The sequence below is a fragment of the Rhizobium leguminosarum bv. viciae USDA 2370 genome, assembly GCF_002008365.1.
In the GTDB taxonomy this organism is placed as follows: Bacteria; Pseudomonadota; Alphaproteobacteria; order Rhizobiales; family Rhizobiaceae; genus Rhizobium; species Rhizobium leguminosarum.
In genome coordinates this window covers 130,112-147,151 of sequence record NZ_MRDL01000015.1, presented here as the reverse complement: position 1 = coordinate 147,151, position 17,040 = coordinate 130,112, and the positions used below count along the sequence as shown (strand labels likewise).

16 protein-coding genes and 1 pseudogene are annotated in these 17,040 nt (G+C 60.4%); 10 read left to right on the top strand and 7 right to left on the bottom strand.

What is annotated here, in order from left to right:
- Positions 1 to 36 precede the first annotated feature (36 nt).
- The 6 genes and pseudogenes from BS629_RS06835 to speB all read right to left on the bottom strand — a co-directional run bounded on the left by BS629_RS06835 (position 37) and on the right by speB (position 6,701).
- Complete coding sequence (locus BS629_RS06835) at positions 37 to 1,887, bottom strand: LysR family transcriptional regulator (protein ID WP_018243907.1); 1,851 nt, start codon at positions 1,885 to 1,887, stop codon at positions 37 to 39.
- A gap of 276 nt (positions 1,888 to 2,163) precedes the next feature.
- The gene (gene lhpI, locus BS629_RS06830) at positions 2,164 to 3,135 is read right to left on the bottom strand and encodes a bifunctional Delta(1)-pyrroline-2-carboxylate/Delta(1)-piperideine-2-carboxylate reductase (protein WP_018448204.1); all 972 of its coding nucleotides are present in this window, start codon (positions 3,133 to 3,135) and stop codon (positions 2,164 to 2,166) included.
- A 168-nt stretch (positions 3,136 to 3,303) separates the two neighbouring features.
- A complete protein-coding gene (locus BS629_RS06825; protein ID WP_018243905.1) occupies positions 3,304 to 3,951 on the bottom strand; it encodes an amino acid ABC transporter permease in 648 nt (215 codons plus the stop codon).
- The gene (locus tag BS629_RS06820) at positions 3,948 to 4,616 is read right to left on the bottom strand and encodes an amino acid ABC transporter permease (RefSeq protein WP_018243904.1); all 669 of its coding nucleotides are present in this window, start codon (positions 4,614 to 4,616) and stop codon (positions 3,948 to 3,950) included. The genes BS629_RS06825 and BS629_RS06820 overlap by 4 nt, the downstream gene beginning before the upstream one ends.
- A 144-nt stretch (positions 4,617 to 4,760) precedes the next feature.
- A complete protein-coding gene (locus BS629_RS06815; protein WP_018243903.1) occupies positions 4,761 to 5,558 on the bottom strand; it encodes a transporter substrate-binding domain-containing protein in 798 nt (265 codons plus the stop codon).
- Positions 5,559 to 5,641: 83 nt separating this feature from the next.
- A pseudogene (gene speB, locus BS629_RS06810) lies at positions 5,642 to 6,701 on the bottom strand (agmatinase).
- Positions 6,702 to 6,962: 261 nt separating this feature from the next.
- On the opposite strand from speB, the gene BS629_RS06805 reads away from it, so the two are divergent.
- The 6 genes from BS629_RS06805 (at position 6,963) to BS629_RS06780 (ending at position 12,431) form a co-directional block, all read left to right on the top strand.
- On the top strand, positions 6,963 to 8,039 hold the full coding sequence (locus BS629_RS06805) for an extracellular solute-binding protein (RefSeq protein ID WP_018243901.1): 1,077 nt from the start codon (positions 6,963 to 6,965) through the stop codon (positions 8,037 to 8,039).
- Between the two features lie 91 nt (positions 8,040 to 8,130).
- Complete coding sequence (locus BS629_RS06800) at positions 8,131 to 9,015, top strand: ABC transporter permease (protein ID WP_018243900.1); 885 nt, start codon at positions 8,131 to 8,133, stop codon at positions 9,013 to 9,015.
- Complete coding sequence (locus BS629_RS06795; RefSeq protein WP_018243899.1) at positions 9,012 to 9,851, top strand: ABC transporter permease; 840 nt, start codon at positions 9,012 to 9,014, stop codon at positions 9,849 to 9,851. The genes BS629_RS06800 and BS629_RS06795 overlap by 4 nt, the downstream gene beginning before the upstream one ends.
- 10 nt (positions 9,852 to 9,861) lie before the next feature.
- Positions 9,862 to 10,926 (top strand): ABC transporter ATP-binding protein, encoded by a 1,065-nt coding sequence (locus BS629_RS06790; RefSeq protein WP_018517256.1) that lies wholly within the window; start codon positions 9,862 to 9,864, stop codon positions 10,924 to 10,926.
- Between the two features lie 118 nt (positions 10,927 to 11,044).
- Positions 11,045 to 11,902, top strand: coding sequence for a LysR substrate-binding domain-containing protein (locus BS629_RS06785; protein ID WP_018243897.1), 858 nt, complete (start codon positions 11,045 to 11,047; stop codon positions 11,900 to 11,902).
- Between the two features lie 175 nt (positions 11,903 to 12,077).
- A complete protein-coding gene (locus BS629_RS06780) occupies positions 12,078 to 12,431 on the top strand; it encodes a RidA family protein (RefSeq protein ID WP_018243896.1) in 354 nt (117 codons plus the stop codon).
- A 324-nt stretch (positions 12,432 to 12,755) separates the two neighbouring features.
- Here BS629_RS06780 and BS629_RS06775 read toward each other — a convergent pair whose 3' ends face one another.
- Positions 12,756 to 13,250, bottom strand: a complete 495-nt coding sequence (locus BS629_RS06775; RefSeq protein WP_018243895.1) for a hypothetical protein — start codon at positions 13,248 to 13,250, stop codon at positions 12,756 to 12,758.
- Between the two features lie 315 nt (positions 13,251 to 13,565).
- Between BS629_RS06775 and sdhC the strand changes: the two genes are divergently transcribed.
- From sdhC to BS629_RS06755, 4 genes are read left to right on the top strand one after another with little or no spacing between them, the layout of a single operon-like run.
- Positions 13,566 to 13,961 carry a succinate dehydrogenase, cytochrome b556 subunit gene (gene sdhC / locus BS629_RS06770; protein WP_018243894.1) on the top strand — a complete coding sequence of 132 codons (396 nt, stop codon included), beginning with the start codon at positions 13,566 to 13,568 and terminating at the stop codon, positions 13,959 to 13,961.
- Positions 13,962 to 13,971: 10 nt separating this feature from the next.
- Positions 13,972 to 14,352, top strand: a complete 381-nt coding sequence (sdhD, locus tag BS629_RS06765) for a succinate dehydrogenase, hydrophobic membrane anchor protein (protein WP_018243893.1) — start codon at positions 13,972 to 13,974, stop codon at positions 14,350 to 14,352.
- 6 nt (positions 14,353 to 14,358) lie between these two features.
- Complete coding sequence (sdhA, locus tag BS629_RS06760) at positions 14,359 to 16,200, top strand: succinate dehydrogenase flavoprotein subunit (RefSeq protein ID WP_018243892.1); 1,842 nt, start codon at positions 14,359 to 14,361, stop codon at positions 16,198 to 16,200.
- 18 nt (positions 16,201 to 16,218) lie between these two features.
- Positions 16,219 to 16,998 carry a succinate dehydrogenase iron-sulfur subunit gene (locus tag BS629_RS06755; RefSeq protein ID WP_018243891.1) on the top strand — a complete coding sequence of 260 codons (780 nt, stop codon included), beginning with the start codon at positions 16,219 to 16,221 and terminating at the stop codon, positions 16,996 to 16,998.
- The last annotated feature ends 42 nt before the right edge of the window (positions 16,999 to 17,040 follow it).

The following is a 17,040-nucleotide window of genomic DNA, read 5'->3' as shown; positions in this document are numbered from 1 at the left end:
CGCATGAGCACGATTCGGCACGATATGTTTTTTAGATCACGCCTGTCGGCCGAAGACGGCAACGAGTGACTGGATCATCGTCCGTTCGGCCTCGGACAGCGTCCTTTCGCCGGAGAAAATCACTGAGAGGTTTCCGGCGATCACGTCTTCCGTAATCGGCGCCGCGGTGAGGCGCCCGCTGCCGATATCCTGCTGGACCGAGGACACCGGCAGGACCGTACAGACCGGCAAACGGCGGACCATGGCGATGGCCAATGGCAGAGAACCGACGTCCATGACCGGCTCGACACGCAGATGCCGCGCACTGGCGGCTGCCATGAACGCCTGATGGATACTGAGATGCTTGATTCCGAGAACCAGCGGAAATCCGCAAACTTCGGCCAGTGGAATTTCCGTTCGGCCGGCAAGGTTCAAGGCCGGATTGGCAACGACCGAGAGGCGCTCGCTCGGTCCGAGATGGATCCGGGTCATCTGCGTCTGGACGGCACCGACAATGGCCAGATTGAGCTCTCCCGCGCGCACCTGATCGTGAAGCACAGCGTTGGAACCTTCGATGATTCTCAGCCGGTATTCGGGATGGCCAAGGCGGGTTGCCGTCAGTGCCTGCGCCACCTTGTCCGTCATGACGCTATCATGCCCCGAACTCGGCAGCATGCCGATCGAGATGGTCGCCTGTGTGTGGGCGGCAATATCCAGACTGGCCCGAAGGAGGCTATCGATGCGCTCTTCGATCTCCAGGGTGAAGGGAAGCAATGCCTTGCCGGCCTTCGTGCTCTCGGCACCGTTGCGCCGCCGTTCGAACAGAGGTTGCCCGACAACTGCCTCGATTTTCTGAATCTGGATCGAAACGGACGGTTGCGTGACATGCGCCGCGCGCGCCGCCGCCGAAATACCTCCGCTGAGATGCGCAAGGTTGAAGTAGTGCAATTGACGTGCCGTCAACTGCGGTCGAAAGACGATATTGGCCTCCATTGCCTCCAGATTTTTCTTGAGGCTACAAAGCATGGCGGACACGACCTCCTGATCCGGCCCGTTTGCGCGCACGCCCAAGGTGCTCGACAAAGGCGGATCGAGGGGCTCCAGATGCAGGCGCGCAAGTCCGAGCCGGTCGGCGACCATACTGCGCGGCATCAGGAACCGCATCTGCGGAAACTCGTTGAGCAGCCGGTGAAGGTCTGCCGGCTCCTCATCCATCAGGATCATGCGGTCGCGGATGCCATGCTCGTCCGCATATCGGATAACGGCATCGCGAAGTGCCTGACGCATTTTCAGAACGACAAATTTCTGATTGGGGGAGCGAAGATCAACCGCGGCCTCCGCCGTTCCGACGGAAAACCAGACCTCATCGTAAAAGGGCGTCATCGCAGGCAGGTTCGCAGATGGCACGCCGGTCATATAGCCGACTTCGATTTCCACCGAACCCGCGTTGCCCGGGATGTCCGCAGCCTCGTCGTCAACAAGGGATTTTCCTCGCTGGTCTGCAAACATCACGTCGATCAGCAGGTCGGGCCGCTCGCGTTCCATATCTTCGACGGTACGTCCGATCGCCTTCGAAAACCGGCCGATGGAGAAACTGAGATCGAGACGAATATCGATGCGACGATGGTCCGTGTCCCCATTCCGCATCCGACGCACGAACCTTTCGCGATGCAGGATGGCCGTTGCCTGCTGAAACAGCCAGAAGGCTGCCGGTAAAGGACTGAGGTGACCGCTTTTGCGAATGAAGAGCTTGAGTTGAAGTTCATTTTCCAAAGTACGCAGACTGGATGTCAGCGCCGAAGGAGCAATCCCAAGCTCGCGCGCGGTCTCCGCCAGCGTCGGGCTCTGACAGGCCAGCACGAAATGGGCCAGTTGCTGGATTTCGATGCGCGGCGGATTTGTAATCACTGCGGGTCTATATCGGATTGCACAAGGGGCTCACCCGACTATGGCACACAAAGCGTTATGCCGCACGAATATCAGCGCCGGCCCATTGCTTCCCGAGCCCACCGAACCGACATGGTCGGCCTCGGACATTGGTCGGGTGCAGCACTGGCGATGGAATGCCTGGACAGGCCGAGAGCGTCGAAACCGGGAGCCCGTATCTTGAGGGTGATCAGTCCTTCTTAGAAAAATCGAGAATCTTCCGTTCCGATCATTCGCGATCGGCCGGACCAGAAGACGTCAGCCGGCGATCAAAGCGGCTTCATACACCATCGTCGCGGCGGCAAGATCAGCCAACGCCGTTCCGACTGCCTTGTAGAGAGTGATCTCGTCATTGGATGTCCGCGCTGGAATATCCCGGCGACACAGCTCGTCAAGCGTCGCACGCACCGCATCTGCAGCAATGACGCCGGCTCTGATCGGCTGAACCAGATCGCCCGCTTCGTGAAGGGCCTCGTGAGTGTCGATATAGACCGAGGAGCGCCGAAGCGCCTCGTCATCCGCCTCGCGCATCGCCGGGGTGAAGCCGCCGATCAGATCGACATGGCTGCCCGGCCGTAGCCATTCGCCCCGGATAAGCGGTGCTGTCGCCAGCGTCGCCGCGCTGACGATATCGGCTTGCCGCGCCGCGGCTTCCAGATCCGTGACGGCGGTGGCCTGGAGCCCCTGTAGCCGGAGGCTCTGCGCCAGCCGTTCCGCATTGGCGGGATCGATATCCCAGATATCCACATGCGCGATCGGCCGGACGGCGCGGTAGGCATCGGGTATGAGGCTCGCGACGCGGCCTGCGCCGATCACCAGCAGGCGGCGCGCGTCCTGTCGGGCAAGATAGTCCGCGGCAAGGGCCGATGCCGCTACCGTGCGGCGCGCGGTGATCGTGTTTCCGTCAAGGAGCGCAAGCTGCATCCCGGTCCGGCCATCATAGAGCATGTAAGTCGAGGTCAAACCGGGAATGCCGCGTACCGTGTTGCCGGGAAAGACGGTGACGATCTTGATGCCAAGGTAGCGCTCCGACCGGTGCGTTTCATGCCAGGCAGGCATCAGAAGCAGCGTCGCATCAGGTTCGCCGCTATTGGCGATCGTGTGGTGATGCCGTACCGGCACAACACAGCCTTCGGCAAATGCTTGCCGCAGGGTCGCGACCAGCGCGCCGAAAGGTAGAAGCTCGCCCGTTGTCCGGGCATCGAGAATACGGATTTGTGTGTCGGTCATTGAAGCGATCTCTCAGGAGGTTCTGACTGCTGGATAAAGCGAGTTCTGTGTGATTGAAGGGGGCAGCGCCTGAGCCACGTCGCCGCTGCGCGGCGCACTAGCTTTTCAACCGGCATCGGCCCTTTGGACACTCCGTTGCGATCGGAATGCGGAGCAACTCGGCACCGCTCAGCCAAACGCCGCTTTCTTCTCCAGAATTCTGGCGTATTGCGTAAGCGGATAGCACAGGGCGAAGAAGATCACCGCAACGAGACCGTAGACCTTGAAAGGTTCGAAGGTCGCGTTGTTGATGGCGTTCGCGGTTTTCAATAGTTCTTCGAAGCCGAGGATCGAGGCCAGTGCGGTGCTCTTGATCAACTGGACCAAGAACCCGACAGTCGGCGCGCGGGTGATCCGGAAGGCCTGCGGTAGGATGACAAGGCGAAGTTCGAGGAGACGATGCAAGCCCAGGCTGGCTGCAGCGTCCCATTGCCCGCGCGGCACCGCCTCGACGCCGCTCCGCCAGATTTCCGCAAGATAAGCGCTGGCATAGAACGTCAGGCCGCAGACGGCGGCGGTCCATGACTCGATCCGGAAACCGAGCATCGGCAGGCCGAAGAACATCAAAAAGAGCTGCATGAGGAGCGGCGTTCCCTGAAACAGGGCAATGTAGCCGGACGCGAAGCTGCGCGGCCAGCGCGTTTTCGATATCCGTGCAGACAGGATCGCCAGGCCAACGATGGCGCCGCCGGCAAAGGCTGCGAGCGAAAGCATAAGGGTCCAGCGTGTCGCGAAGACAAGATTGCGCAAAATGTCCCAGAAGGTGAACTCAATCATGCCAGACCGGCTCCCAGAAAACGGCGTTTCCCGGCGAAAAGGAGCCGGCGAAGTGCGGCGGACATCGAAAGGTAGATCAACGTCGCCACCAGATAGGTCTCGAAGGAGCGGAAGGTGCGCGACTGAAGCAGATCGGCCTCCTGCGCCAGCTCGCGGACGGATATTTGCGAAACCACCGCCGATTCCAGCATCATGATGATGACCTGGCTCGTCAGCGCCGGGAAAATGATGGCGATCGCTTGCGGCAGAATGATTTTGAAGAACACCAGTCGGGGCCTGAGGCCGAGTGCCTGCGCCGCCTCCTTCTGGCCTCTCGGTATGGCATCGAGCCCGGCCCCGACCACCTCGATCGTGTAGGCCGCCATATTGAGGGTCATGGCAAGGACTGCGGCAGAGATCGGATCGAGGCGAATGCCGAGGCTAGGCAAGCCAAAGAAGATGAAGAACAGCTGCACCAGGAATGGCGTATTGCGCATGATTTCCACATACAGGCCGACGACCTTGCGCAACCATGGATAAGGTCCCCGGCGAGCGGCCGCGCCGAGAACGCTGAGAACGATCCCGAGGACCGATGTGGAGGCCGTCAGCGCAAGCGTCGTGCCTGCGCCATAAGCCAGAGCTCCCATTCCGTCCCAAAGCCAGTTGAAATCGAGGCTGTATCTCATCGTTTGTCCTTTGGAGCCGGATGATCTGGGCCGGGTCGGCCCGAAATCTCGATCCGCCTCTCAACCAAAGAATGGGAGCATGATGCCACCGCAATCGCTTACAGTTTTCGGCATCATGCTCAGGTGAGTGGCAGGCCGTCTTCGTCAGTCCTTCAGGTTTTCAGGGTTGAGCGGCGCTTTCAGCCAGCTCTTCGAGCTTGCGTCGAGCGAACCATCGGCGATCATTGCGGCGACGCTGTCATTGACAGCCTTCTTCAGGCCTTCCTCGCCCTTGCGGAGCGCGATGTGCGAGGGGGAGCTGAGGAGCTGGAACTTCTGCTCCGGCTTCAGTTCGTCCTGTCGTGCCAGAACCTGCGCACCGACATCGTTGCCGACCACCATCAACTGGGTCTGGCCGGATATGAAGGCCTGGATGACCGAATTGTAGTTCTCGAAACGCTGGATCGCAGCCGATCCGGGGGCGGCAGCCGTCAGCGACGTGTCTTCGAGCGTCCCACGATTGACGGCAACGGTCTTGTCGGCGAGGTCTTCCTTGCCGCTCACCTTCAGTGCTGCCGGACCGATGACGGCGATATAGTAGGGGGCGTACGGGGCGGCATAATCGATAACCTCGGCGCGCTCCTTCGAATAGCCGACGCTCATCAGCAGGTCGACGCGGTCGTCGTTCAGGTAGGCGATCCTGTTCTGGCCAGTAACGCTCACGAGATTGAGTTTCACGCCGAGCCCGTCGGCGATCTTCTGGGCGACGTCGACGTCATAGCCCTTGATGCTCATATCGGCGCTTGCCGAAGAGAAGGGTGGGAAATCGGAGAAGATGCCGATGTTGATCTCGCCTGCGGCCTTGATATCGGCAAGTTCGTCGGCCTGTGCGGCTCCTGCCAGGATGCCGAACACGGCAATTGCCGCGGTGGCGGTGTAGCGCAATTTCATAAGAGCAGTCATGTCGTTCCCCTTTTTGAGACGTGTTGTGCGACAGGTGATGGAGGCAGCGGGCGCGAGGCACGCTGCCGGTGTGGAGCTGGTTCTCAGGTCACGTTTGTCCTGACCGCGGGACTGAACATCGCGAGGCACAGGAGTTCGAACAGGACCTGCGCGGCGATCTGCGCGGTGTTGGTGGTATTGTCGTATTGCGGCGCGATTTCCACGACGTCGCCGCCGATGAGGTTAATGCCCTTGAAGCCGCGCAGCAGGGTCAGGACCTCCCTCCTGAAGCCCGCCGACTTCTGGCGTGCCGGTTCCCGGCGCGAAGGCCGGATCGAGGCTGTCCACGTCGAAACTGAGATAGGTCGGACCGGCGCCGACAACCTCCAGAGCCTTTGCGATCACAGCCTTGAGGCCCATCTCCGCCACCTCTTCGGCGTGGATGACGGTCATGCCGGCGGCAAAGGAGAACTCCCAGAGATATTCGCCGCCGCCGCGGATGCCGATCTGGATCGTACGCTTCGGATCGAGCACGCCCGCCAGAACTGCCTCGCGGAAGGGCGCGCCGTGGTGGAACTTGGAGCCCTCATAGGGACCAGCGGTATCGCAGTGAGCGTCGATGTGGATCATGCCTACCGGCTGACTGGCCGCCAGGCCCTTGAGAATGGCGCCGGAGATCGAATGGTCGCCGCCGACCGACAACGGGATAACCCCGGTTGCCGCGATCATCCGGTAGCAGGCCTCGATGTCGGCATGGCACTCGGCCAGGCCGAACCGGCTGCGCATCGGCACGTCGCCGACGTCGGCGACCTTTAGCCCTCCCATCGGCGCGACACGCAGAACATGTTCGTACGGCCCCACGCGCTCGACAGCCCGGACGGCCCGCGGCCCCAGCCGCGCGCCGGCACGATTGGTGACGCCGAGATCCATCGGCACGCCGATCAGGGCCACGTCAAGCGCCTCAAGCACCTCGGGCCGCAAGCCGTTCTCGATGAAACGGGCGTCCAGAAAGGTCGCAGGGTCGGCGAAGGGCCATTTGCGGCTGTCGCCGTCCTTGAATACGCTCGTCGCCACGGCGCGGAAGTGCGGATCTTCCATCTCCCCGCCTGCAGCGCTGCCGAAGCGCTTTCTCAAGTCTTCCAGAAAATCCCGGTCAATGGTCAAGGCAGGCTCCCGCGGTATTGATGCTGCCATCATCATCGGCGCCGCCCGCTTCTCTTGGAACCGCGAAAATTCGAGAGGGGATATAACGATTCTTGATAGACCAGGCCGGCCGAGGCTGCGCGAAGCGGGTAGTGCGTTCATCCGGGCGTTCAGAAAACTTTATAACCCGGCGAGAATTTTCCCACTACCGCGGTTGGTAACCTCCAAGCAGTCTCCGATGCGAACGGTCCAGCAGAGGGCCGACAACAAAGGGAACCTACCATGTTGCACGATATGACACGCCGCCGCTTCCTCGGATCCGCCGCTGCCGCGGGGATTGCCGGCACGATGACCGGGTTTGCGAGATCCGCCGCAGCCGGCAGCGGCAATCTCACCGCCGTCGAATGGGGCGGCGAGGTCGTCGAAGCTATGAAGCAGATTGCCGCCGACCAGAATGCGGCGACATTCAACTGGGTTCTTCATCAGGGCGGCGCGGGCGCTATCCTGCCAAAGATCAAGGCAGTCTGGCCGAATGTCGACTACGACTACGTCGCTGGCTGGGAGGGCTCATTCAACAGCATGGTGAAGGAGGATTGGCTCGAGACCATCAATCCTGCCGATGTTCCCAACCTTGCGAATATTCCCGAGAAAATCATCATTCGTGATGGCAAGGGCAATATCAAAGCGGTCCCACGCGCAGTTGGCGGCATGTATTTCGGCGCCCGAACCGACACGGCCCCGATCGCTGTGAAGACCATCGATGATCTGCTCAGCCCCGATCTTAAGGGTGCGATCTGCTGGCCAGGCCCAACACAGAGCATGATGCTCCAGATTGTCGCGCTCGCCCTTCACGCTGGCGGCAGTGAAACGAATATGGAACCTGGATGGAAGCTCATGACGGAATTGGCGAAATCCGGCAATATCGGCCGCGTCGCCATCACCGATATCGATTTCACCAATTCGCTGACGTCGGGCGAGACCTCCGTCGGCTTCTTCGCCGAGCCCGGCTGGGCGGCCGTGGCGAAGAACTTCCCGGTTACTCGTTTCACCAAGGACAGCAACTTCAAGGCCTTCCTCTACCAGAGCGGTTTCGGCGTACTGAAGAATAGACCGAGCACCAAGGCAACGCTCGATTTCGTCAACTTCGCAATCAGCCCGGACATGAACTCGCTCTACGCCAAGGTGGCGGGCGAAGCGCCATTGAACAGCAAGGCGGTCACGCCCGACAATCTGAAGCATCTGTCCTTCACATCGGACGAGTTTTCGAGCTTCGTCTATGTGCCGGACTACAATGTCGTTCTCGAACAGCAGGATGCCTGGTCCAAGCGCTGGGAACAGGATATCGCCCCGTTGCTCTAAGGCACCTCGCGGCAGGTTATCGAAGGCGCCAGCGTGCTTCGATGGCCTCCCTTTCTCATGCCCGTAAGGGCGAGGAAAAGGCTGTTCCACCATGACCAAAGTAAGGCGGCAACCCGTTGCCATTTCGATACCTGATCGCCGAGATGCGGCCCTGACGCTCGGGCCAGCCCTGCTGGTGTTCGCATTCGGTTTTCTGTCACCATTAATCAATCTGGCAATCGAAAGCTTGAAGGAGTTTACGCCGGGGCGCGTCGGTTCCGTTGAAAATGCCGCGGCAACGGTCCAAAACTATTACGAGCTTGCAAACCAGGCGTTTGCGAGTGTCCTGCTGACGACCTTCTGGATCGGTGGAGTTGCCGCAATCATCGGCCAGCTTGTGGCATTCCCGCTGGCCTACTTTATCGTGCGGCGCATTTCCCCGCGGATGCGCGCGCTCACCCTCGGTTTTTTGATTACGCTTGTTCTATCCAGCGTCCTGATCAAGACATACGCGATCGAACTGACCTTCGGGTCGGTCGGCATCTTGCGACCCCTCCTCTTGACACTTGGCCTTTCGCCCAACAGCCGCGAATATATCAATATCGTCGTTACTGCGGGCCTGGTTCACTCGATCATACCGGTCGCAACGCTAACGCTGATTGGCGCGATGCAATCGATCGATCCGCGTCTGCTCGATGCAGCCCAGTCGCTCGGCGCGCCGGGATGGAGAGCCCATTTGTCGATCACCCTTCCCCTGAGCTTCCCGGCTCTGATCTCAAGCACGCTTGTCTCGCTGACTTTCGCGATCAGCGCCTTCGTCATTCCCATGGTGCTCGGGAGGGGCCGGGTGCTTTTCATATCGAACGTCATCTACACCCGGTTCAGCGATATCGCCAACTATCCGAGCGGCGCGGCGATCTCGCTCGTCATGCTAACCGCGGCCTTGGCGGTCGTCGCTGTCATAACGTTTGCGCAGGCCTGGAAGGTTTCCCGATGAGCAGACAATCTCTTGCAGCGCGAACCGGGGACCGGATCGCCGTTTCCCTCGCCTACGGTGTCATCGGCCTTGGATTGGCGTTCCTCGCCATCCCGTTGGTGATAACATGCCTTATGGCTTTCGACGCCAGGACCTACCTCGGTCCACTGCCGCCACCTGCCTTGTCGCTTCACTGGTTCGAACGGCTCGTCTCTCAGGCGGATATCCTTACCAGCCTACGCACCAGCCTCATCTTGGCGGTACTCACGACGGTTCTGTCCGTCACGATCGGAACGGCGGCGGCTGTCGGCCTTGCCCGTGGCAATTTTCCAGGAAAGGCAGCGCTGACTTCGGCCTTTCTCTCGCCACTCATCGTTCCGCCGGTCGTCATTGGATTCGGTCTGCTGCTTTTCCTTTCCAAGGCCGGTATCACAAATGGTATGGCGCGACTGCTCCTCGGCCACGTGATCGTGACGTTGCCCTATTGCATAAGGACCAGCCTCGCCAGCCTTCTTGGCAGCGACCAACGATTGACGGAAGCCGCAATGGTTCTCGGCGCCACCGAGCGCCAGGCCTTCTGGACCACTACCCTACCGCTCATGCGGACCGGCGTCGTCACCGGCGCGATCTTCGCCTTCGCAATTTCGATAGATGACGTATCGATCAGTCTCTTTCTGAGCGATCCGTCGGCAACGACCTTGCCTGTTACGCTGGTCAGCAACATGCGCGCGGCTTTCGATCTGACGATCGCTGCGGCGGCCGTGGTCCTGATTGCCGTCACCGCGTTGCTGATCGTTGTGCTGGACCGTGTCGTCGGCTTCGACACTGTCGTCGGTCAGGGCCTGTTTCGTTCATGAGGACAATACGATGATTTCTGCCGTGGAATTTCAAGGGGTCAGCAAGCGCTTCGGCGAAACGGTCGCCCTCGGTAATATCTCCTTCTCGGTGAACCCAGGTGAAACAATCGCACTGCTTGGACCGAGCGGCTGCGGCAAGACCACCATTCTTCGGCTCATTGCCGGATTCGAGCGGCCCGACAAAGGCTCGATCCTGATCGACGGCGAGCCGATGGCCGGATTGAAACCCTATGAGCGCAATGTCGGGCTGCTGTTCCAGCACTACGCTCTTTTCCCGCATATGACCGTCGAACAGAACATCGGCTACGGGCTTCGCCATCGCAACCATCCGCCGGGGCAAATACCGCGCCGCATCGCCGAGATGCTTGAGCTCGTCCGGCTCGTCGGATTCGGACAGCGGCGGCCGCACCAGTTGAGCGGCGGCCAGCAGCAGCGTGTTGCGCTTGCGCGGGCGCTCGCCACCCATCCGAGCCTTGTTCTTCTGGATGAGCCCCTGTCGGCCCTCGACGCCAAACTTCGACATGAGCTGCGCACCGAATTGAAGGATGTGCTCGCCGCGGTCGGCTCGACCGCAATCGTGGTAACCCACGACCAGGAGGAGGCGATGAGCCTGGGAGAGCGCATATTCGTGATGAACCGTGGAGCCATCATGCAATCCGGCAGGCCTGATGATGTGTATTGGCGTCCAGACTCGCATTTCGTCGCGGATTTCATGGGGCGGACGAATTGGATTCATGGCTCGATTTCGGCCGCGGGCGGAACGGCCGGCAAATTTCGCTCCGAATCCGGCTGGGAGTTTCCGGTTGCGTCCACGGGAAGCCTTTCAGGTGCCGCCGAGATTTGCGTGAGGCCGGAAAGCGTCGAGATATCGTCCGGCGCTCCGGGTGCCGGGGCCATGCCCGGACGCGTTGCCGACGTTGTGACACTCGGTGCCTTCAGGCATATCGTTCTGGACCTCGTCAGTGGCGACCGCTTAATCTCGGCTTGCCCGAACCGTCCAGACATAGCCTTTGCTCGCGGGCAGGAGATCAGCGTTTCCATTCCGCCCGACGCATGCGTTCTCTTCGCGCGATAAGCTGGCATTCCCGACTAAGTGTCACCAGTTGTCGGAAGGACATGGTTCGTCCAATATCCGCTTATAGGCGGAGAGGCACTCAGCACTCGAGCGCCCCAAACTTTGGAATGCGCTTCTGATGCTTGATCTTGATTCCTATCTGCTTCGTGCATTTCTGACCGTCGCGGAGATCGGCACCGTCAATGGAGCAGCCGTCAAGCTGAACAGAACGCAGGCCGCCGTGAGCATGCAGATCCGCAAGCTGGAGGAGCTTGTCGGCGTTACGCTGTTTTCGCGTTCGTCAAAAGGCCTCGAGCTCACGAGCCATGGGCAGATCATGCTGGCTTATGCCCGCGAAATGGTCGCCCTCAGCGACGAGGTCGAGAAAAGGCTGACAGGCAAGATGATCGAGGACCGCATTCGCCTCGGCGTCGTTGAGGACTTCGCAGCCGGCCACCTGATCGACATTCTTAGTGACTTTAGGGCGCAGAACCCGAAGGTCGATATCGACATCATTGTCGAGCCGAATCGCCGCCTCGCCAACCTGTTTGAAGACGGGAAGCTGGATCTCGTGGTTTGCGACATCACCTGCCTCGCGCGAAAACCGACCCTGATCTGGACCGAATATTTGATGTGGACGGTCAGATCCGACTTTGTGGCGGATGCGGAAAAGCCGCTTCCCATCATTATGTTCGAGGAGGAGTGTCCCTGGACGCTGCCGACGCTTGCCGCTCTGTCCCAGCGGAACGTCAAGTGGAAGACGGCGTGCGTCGCATCGACGCTGGTGGCCATGGCGACCGCGGTTCGCGTTGGTATCGGTATCGCGCCAATGATGCTCAACACGAAACCCGAGGGCTGCCGGACGCTTGACAGATCGGCGGACCTGCCCGGTCCGGTGCGCATTGAAATCGGTCTGTATGCTCAATCCGAGACGGCCGAAGGCGCGCGCTATCTTGTAGACTTCATTTCGCGGCATACGGCCATATTGTCGAGCTAGAGCCTTTCTTGGTCAGCTTGCAGCATTCTAACCGGGAAAGGCTCTGGGAGCGTTCAGCTTCCATTATATCGGGTCAATTTAATTCCCCCTACCGAAGTGGCGAGCGAAGCCCCACAGTGATCGAATGAAGGGTCGACGACCCAATCTCAAGCATTCATGGAAGTCTGCGAATACGATGATGGGGCAAGCCAAAGTTGACGAAACTCTTCTCGCAGATGCCGCCTATCTGCCCGGCCAGGTCGCAAACCTCACGAGGGGAGCGAGCGTGACGGCGCAAACCAACGAAATACTGGAGCGCATCAATGACATGCTACTGCGCGAAGGTACCGACAAGTCAGAGATCATTCTCGTCAACATTTGGCTCAGGGACCTTGCCTCATTCGAGGAAATGAACAGAGCCTGGGATGCTTGGATGCCTGATAGCGGAACGCCACGGCGGGCAACGTTTGAGGACAAGAATCTTCCGCCGATGTGCGCCATCCGTATTGACGTAGCCGCGTCGCGAAAGAGTGAGGCCGGGCAAATTTGAGCCGCCTGTATTCGTCGTCTTCACACTCTTGTCAGCGAAGCCGGACCCGGAAGTGCTTGAAGCAGGACGGTCTACATTTCGTCGAAGAGGGCTATGTCTTGCTAGAGCGGTACGGCTTTTAACGGAAGCGCAGGACCGCTCTGGCTTTTGTTTTTACGCAATTCCGGACGGAAAACCGCTTCGCACTTTTCCTGGAATTGCTCCAGGAGCAAAGGTGCCGGATGCTTTGCGACCTTTTGTGATCAAGGGATGATGTAACCGGTAAGGTAGGCGAAGAGCGGCCTCGGAATTTGCTACAGGATTCCGCACTTTCGGCATCATGCTCTAAGGCCGGATGACGCAGACATTTGCCTCGTAGGCGCAGGGATCGTCTTGCACTGCAATATCGATGACCTTCGCCTTCGGCGCCAGTTGCTCGGGCCGTGCGGGGGGATAGAAGCCATAGCCGTCGCCGCCGACATAGGTTCCGCCATCGGCCTGATAGACGTAGGAAGAACCGGCATAAGTGTCGCCGCCACCACCACCCTGCGCCTGGGGTACGACGACGATGAGATTGTTGCGGGCGACGCGATTGGTCGCCGGCGATGAAAACTGTTTCAGGAACGGCATCCGTTCCTTGCGGTTCCGGTATCGATAAGCGTTGTCGAAACGGATGCCGCGATCGCGCCAGCCGATACGTTCGCCGAGGAGCAATCCGCCGTGGAAAGCGTGACGATGGCCGGGAAAGCGATGATCGTTGCGGCGGTCGCCGGCTTCGGCGGGAAGTGCAGCAAGCGCGGACAGGGCAATCAGGGCGACTGCGGACAGACTGCGAAACATGGGTGGCCGGCCTCCGGAATTCCGATCCCTAACAAATCGTTAACGCCAGATTGCGCCAAAAGCCGAAGCTTGTCCATTCAGGTCGGCCAACCGGCACAAAATTTGAGCGGAAAAGACCAGTTTCTTTAGCCTGCGAACTTCCCGGTAACGCGAATCGATTAAATTAAAAGCAGACAGCGATTGTGCTTGTCGTCGGCGTTCCCGGTGATTAAACGTCGCAATTGATGCAACGCACACAGAGAATTTTGTCATTCGTGTGGTTGACTGAGCATGCTCCGAAATCCGGGAGCGCAGAGAAGCCGCCGCGAGGTTCTGATGGCGAACGTGACAAATAACCGGCCCCTATCGCCGCATCTGCAAATCTACAAGCCTATTCCCACCATGGTCATGTCCATCGTTCACCGCATTACCGGTGGCGCGCTCTATGTCGGCACGGTGCTCGTCGCCTGGTGGCTGATCGCGGCGGCAAGCGGCCAGGGCTCCTATGACTGGGCCAATTGGGTGCTCGGTAGCCTTCTCGGCAAGCTCGTGCTTCTCGGCTATACATGGGCGCTGCTGCACCACATGCTCGGCGGCTTCCGCCACTTCATGTGGGATCTCGGCTATGGCTTCGGGAAAGAGTTCTCGACCAAGCTCGCCATCGCCAACATCATCGGGTCGCTCTGTCTGACCGTGCTGGTCTGGGTGATCGGCTTCCTCATTCGCTTCTGAAGGTCCTCTCATGGATATGCGCACCCCCCTCGGCAAGGTTCGCGGGCTCGGCTCCGCCAAGGAAGGCACGGACCATTTCTGGCGTCAGCGGCTGACGGCCGTCGCCAATGTTCCGCTCATCCTGTTCTTCGTCATCTTCATGCTCGCCTATGCCGGTGCGCCGTATGCGGATGTGGTTCGCGCCTTGTCGAACCCGTTCGTCGCGGTCGTCATGGGGCTGATGGTGATCTCGGGCGTCATCCACATGAAGCTCGGCATGCAGGTCATCATCGAGGATTACGTGCATGGCGAGTTCGGCAAGATCGTTCTCCTGATGCTGAACACGTTCTTTGCGATCCTGATCGCCGGCCTCTGTCTCTTCGCCATTCTGAAAATCGCATTCGTAGGATAAGCTGACATGGCACCGACTTCACCCGCCCAGAATGGCAAGGCCTACAAGTATGTCGACCACTCCTACGACGTGATCGTCGTCGGCGCCGGTGGTGCCGGGCTGCGCGCCACGCTCGGCATGGCCGAGCAGGGTTTCCGCACGGCCTGCATCACCAAGGTCTTCCCGACCCGCTCGCATACGGTCGCGGCCCAGGGCGGTATCGCCGCCTCGCTGCGCAACATGACGCCGGATAGCTGGCAGTGGCACCTCTACGACACCGTCAAGGGTTCCGACTGGCTCGGCGACGTCGACGCCATGCAGTATCTCACCATGGAAGCGCCGAAGGCGGTCTATGAGCTCGAGCATTACGGCGTGCCGTTCTCGCGCAACGAGGAAGGCAAGATCTATCAGCGCCCGTTCGGCGGCCACATGCAGAATTACGGTGAAGGCCCGCCGGTACAGCGCACCTGCGCCGTTGCCGACCGTACCGGCCACGCCATTCTGCATACGCTCTACGGCCAGTCGCTGCGCAACAATGCCGAATTCTTCATCGAGTACTTCGCGCTCGACCTGATCATGTCGGAAGACGGCAGCCGCTGCACTGGCGTCGTCGCCTGGTGCCTCGATGACGGCACGATCCATCGCTTCGCCGCCAAGATGGTGGTGCTGGCGACCGGTGGCTACGGCCGCGCCTATTTCTCGGCAACGTCAGCCCATACCTGCACCGGCGACGGCGGCGGCATGGTGGCGCGTGCAGGCCTGCCGCTGCAGGACATGGAATTCGTCCAGTTTCACCCGACCGGCATCTACGGTTCGGGCTGTCTGATCACCGAAGGCGCCCGCGGCGAAGGCGGTTACCTCGTCAACTCCGAGGGCGAACGCTTCATGGAGCGCTACGCGCCTTCGGCCAAGGACCTTGCCTCGCGCGACGTCGTTTCGCGCTGCATGACACTGGAAATCCGCGAAGGCCGCGGTGTCGGCAAGAACAAGGACCACATCTTCCTGCATCTCGACCACCTCGATCCGGCCGTTCTGCATGAACGCCTGCCGGGGATTTCCGAGAGCGCCAAGATCTTCGCCGGCGTCGACGTCACGCGCGAACCGATCCCGGTTCTGCCGACCGTACACTACAACATGGGCGGCATTCCCACGAATTATTGGGGCGAAGTGCTGAACGCCGACAGTGCCAATCCGGAACGGATCATCCCCGGCCTGATGGCTGTCGGTGAAGCCGGCTGCGCCTCGGTGCACGGCGCCAACCGCCTCGGCTCCAACTCGCTGATCGACCTCGTGGTCTTCGGCCGCGCCGCTGCGATCCGTGCCGGCGAGGTCATCGACCGCGCAGCGCCGATCCCGCATCTCAATGTCGCAGCCTGCGACAAGATCATGGACCGCTTCGACGGTCTGCGTCATGCCAGCGGCGGCACGCCGACGGCGGAACTGCGCGAGAAGATGCAGCGCGCCATGCAGGAAGACGCCGCCGTCTTCCGCACGCAGGAATCGCTGGAATCGGGCTGCCAGCGCATCTCGGCAATCTGGGGCGAGATGAAGGACATCAAGGTCACCGATCGCTCGATGATCTGGAACTCGGACCTCGTGGAAACGCTTGAGCTGCAGAACCTGATGGCCAACGCCATCACGACGATCTATGGCGCCGAGGCCCGCAAGGAGAGCCGCGGTTCGCATGCACGCGAAGACTTTACCGAAGGTGCATTCGCGGGCCGCGACGACGTCAACTGGCGCAAGCATACACTCGCCTGGGTGAACGAAGCAGGCGACGTGAAACTCGACTACCGGCCGGTCCACACCGAGCTGATCGCCGAAGGCATCGATCCGCACAAGATCGAGCCGAAGGCTCGCGTGTACTGATCTCAAGAGGAACCGGACATGGTTGAACTCGCTCTCCCCAAGAATTCTCAGATGCGCGAAGGCAAGGTCTGGCCGAAGCCGGCGGGTGCCAAGAACACCCGCGAATTCCGCGTCTACCGCTGGAGCCCGGATGACGGTCAGAACCCGTCAATCGACACCTTCTACATCGATGTCGACGATTGCGGGCCGATGGTGCTCGACGGTCTTCTCTTCATCAAGAACAAGATCGACCCGACGCTGACGCTGCGCCGCTCCTGTCGCGAGGGCATCTGCGGCTCCTGCGCGATGAACATCGACGGCACCAACACGCTCGCCTGCACCAAGGGTCTCGACGATATCAAGGGTGCGGTGAAGATCTATCCGCTGCCGCATCTGCCCGTCGTCAAGGATCTGGTTCCGGACCTCACCAACTTCTATGCCCAGCATCGTTCGATCGAGCCATGGCTGAAGACAGTGTCGCCGGCGCCGGCCAAGGAATGGAAGCAGAGCCATGAGGACCGGCAGAAGCTGGACGGCCTCTATGAGTGCATCCTCTGCGCCTGCTGCTCGACCTCCTGTCCGAGCTACTGGTGGAACGGCGACCGCTATCTCGGTCCGGCCGTTCTGCTGCAGGCCTATCGCTGGCTGATCGATTCCAGAGACGAGGCGACCGGCGAGCGCCTCGACAATCTCGAGGATCCATTCCGCCTCTATCGCTGCCACACGATCATGAACTGTGCGCAGACCTGCCCGAAGGGCCTCAACCCCGCCAAGGCGATCGCCGAAATCAAGAAGATGATGGTCGAGCGCCGGGTTTGATCAGCGTGCATGCCGATGGCGGAATCGACGGCTTCGATCCCG

Coding starts and splice junctions, on each gene's coding strand:
- sdhC (WP_018243894.1), top strand. CDS start 13,566: ATGGCGAACGTGACAAATAACCGGCCCCTATCGCCGCATCTGCAAATC.
- BS629_RS06775 (WP_018243895.1), bottom strand. CDS start 13,250: ATGTTTCGCAGTCTGTCCGCAGTCGCCCTGATTGCCCTGTCCGCGCTT.
- sdhA (WP_018243892.1), top strand. CDS start 14,359: ATGGCACCGACTTCACCCGCCCAGAATGGCAAGGCCTACAAGTATGTC.
- sdhD (WP_018243893.1), top strand. CDS start 13,972: ATGGATATGCGCACCCCCCTCGGCAAGGTTCGCGGGCTCGGCTCCGCC.
- BS629_RS06780 (WP_018243896.1), top strand. CDS start 12,078: ATGATGGGGCAAGCCAAAGTTGACGAAACTCTTCTCGCAGATGCCGCC.
- BS629_RS06790 (WP_018517256.1), top strand. CDS start 9,862: ATGATTTCTGCCGTGGAATTTCAAGGGGTCAGCAAGCGCTTCGGCGAA.
- BS629_RS06820 (WP_018243904.1), bottom strand. CDS start 4,616: ATGAGATACAGCCTCGATTTCAACTGGCTTTGGGACGGAATGGGAGCT.
- BS629_RS06785 (WP_018243897.1), top strand. CDS start 11,045: ATGCTTGATCTTGATTCCTATCTGCTTCGTGCATTTCTGACCGTCGCG.
- BS629_RS06815 (WP_018243903.1), bottom strand. CDS start 5,558: ATGACTGCTCTTATGAAATTGCGCTACACCGCCACCGCGGCAATTGCC.
- lhpI (WP_018448204.1), bottom strand. CDS start 3,135: ATGACCGACACACAAATCCGTATTCTCGATGCCCGGACAACGGGCGAG.
- BS629_RS06795 (WP_018243899.1), top strand. CDS start 9,012: ATGAGCAGACAATCTCTTGCAGCGCGAACCGGGGACCGGATCGCCGTT.
- BS629_RS06755 (WP_018243891.1), top strand. CDS start 16,219: ATGGTTGAACTCGCTCTCCCCAAGAATTCTCAGATGCGCGAAGGCAAG.
- BS629_RS06800 (WP_018243900.1), top strand. CDS start 8,131: ATGACCAAAGTAAGGCGGCAACCCGTTGCCATTTCGATACCTGATCGC.
- BS629_RS06805 (WP_018243901.1), top strand. CDS start 6,963: ATGTTGCACGATATGACACGCCGCCGCTTCCTCGGATCCGCCGCTGCC.
- BS629_RS06825 (WP_018243905.1), bottom strand. CDS start 3,951: ATGATTGAGTTCACCTTCTGGGACATTTTGCGCAATCTTGTCTTCGCG.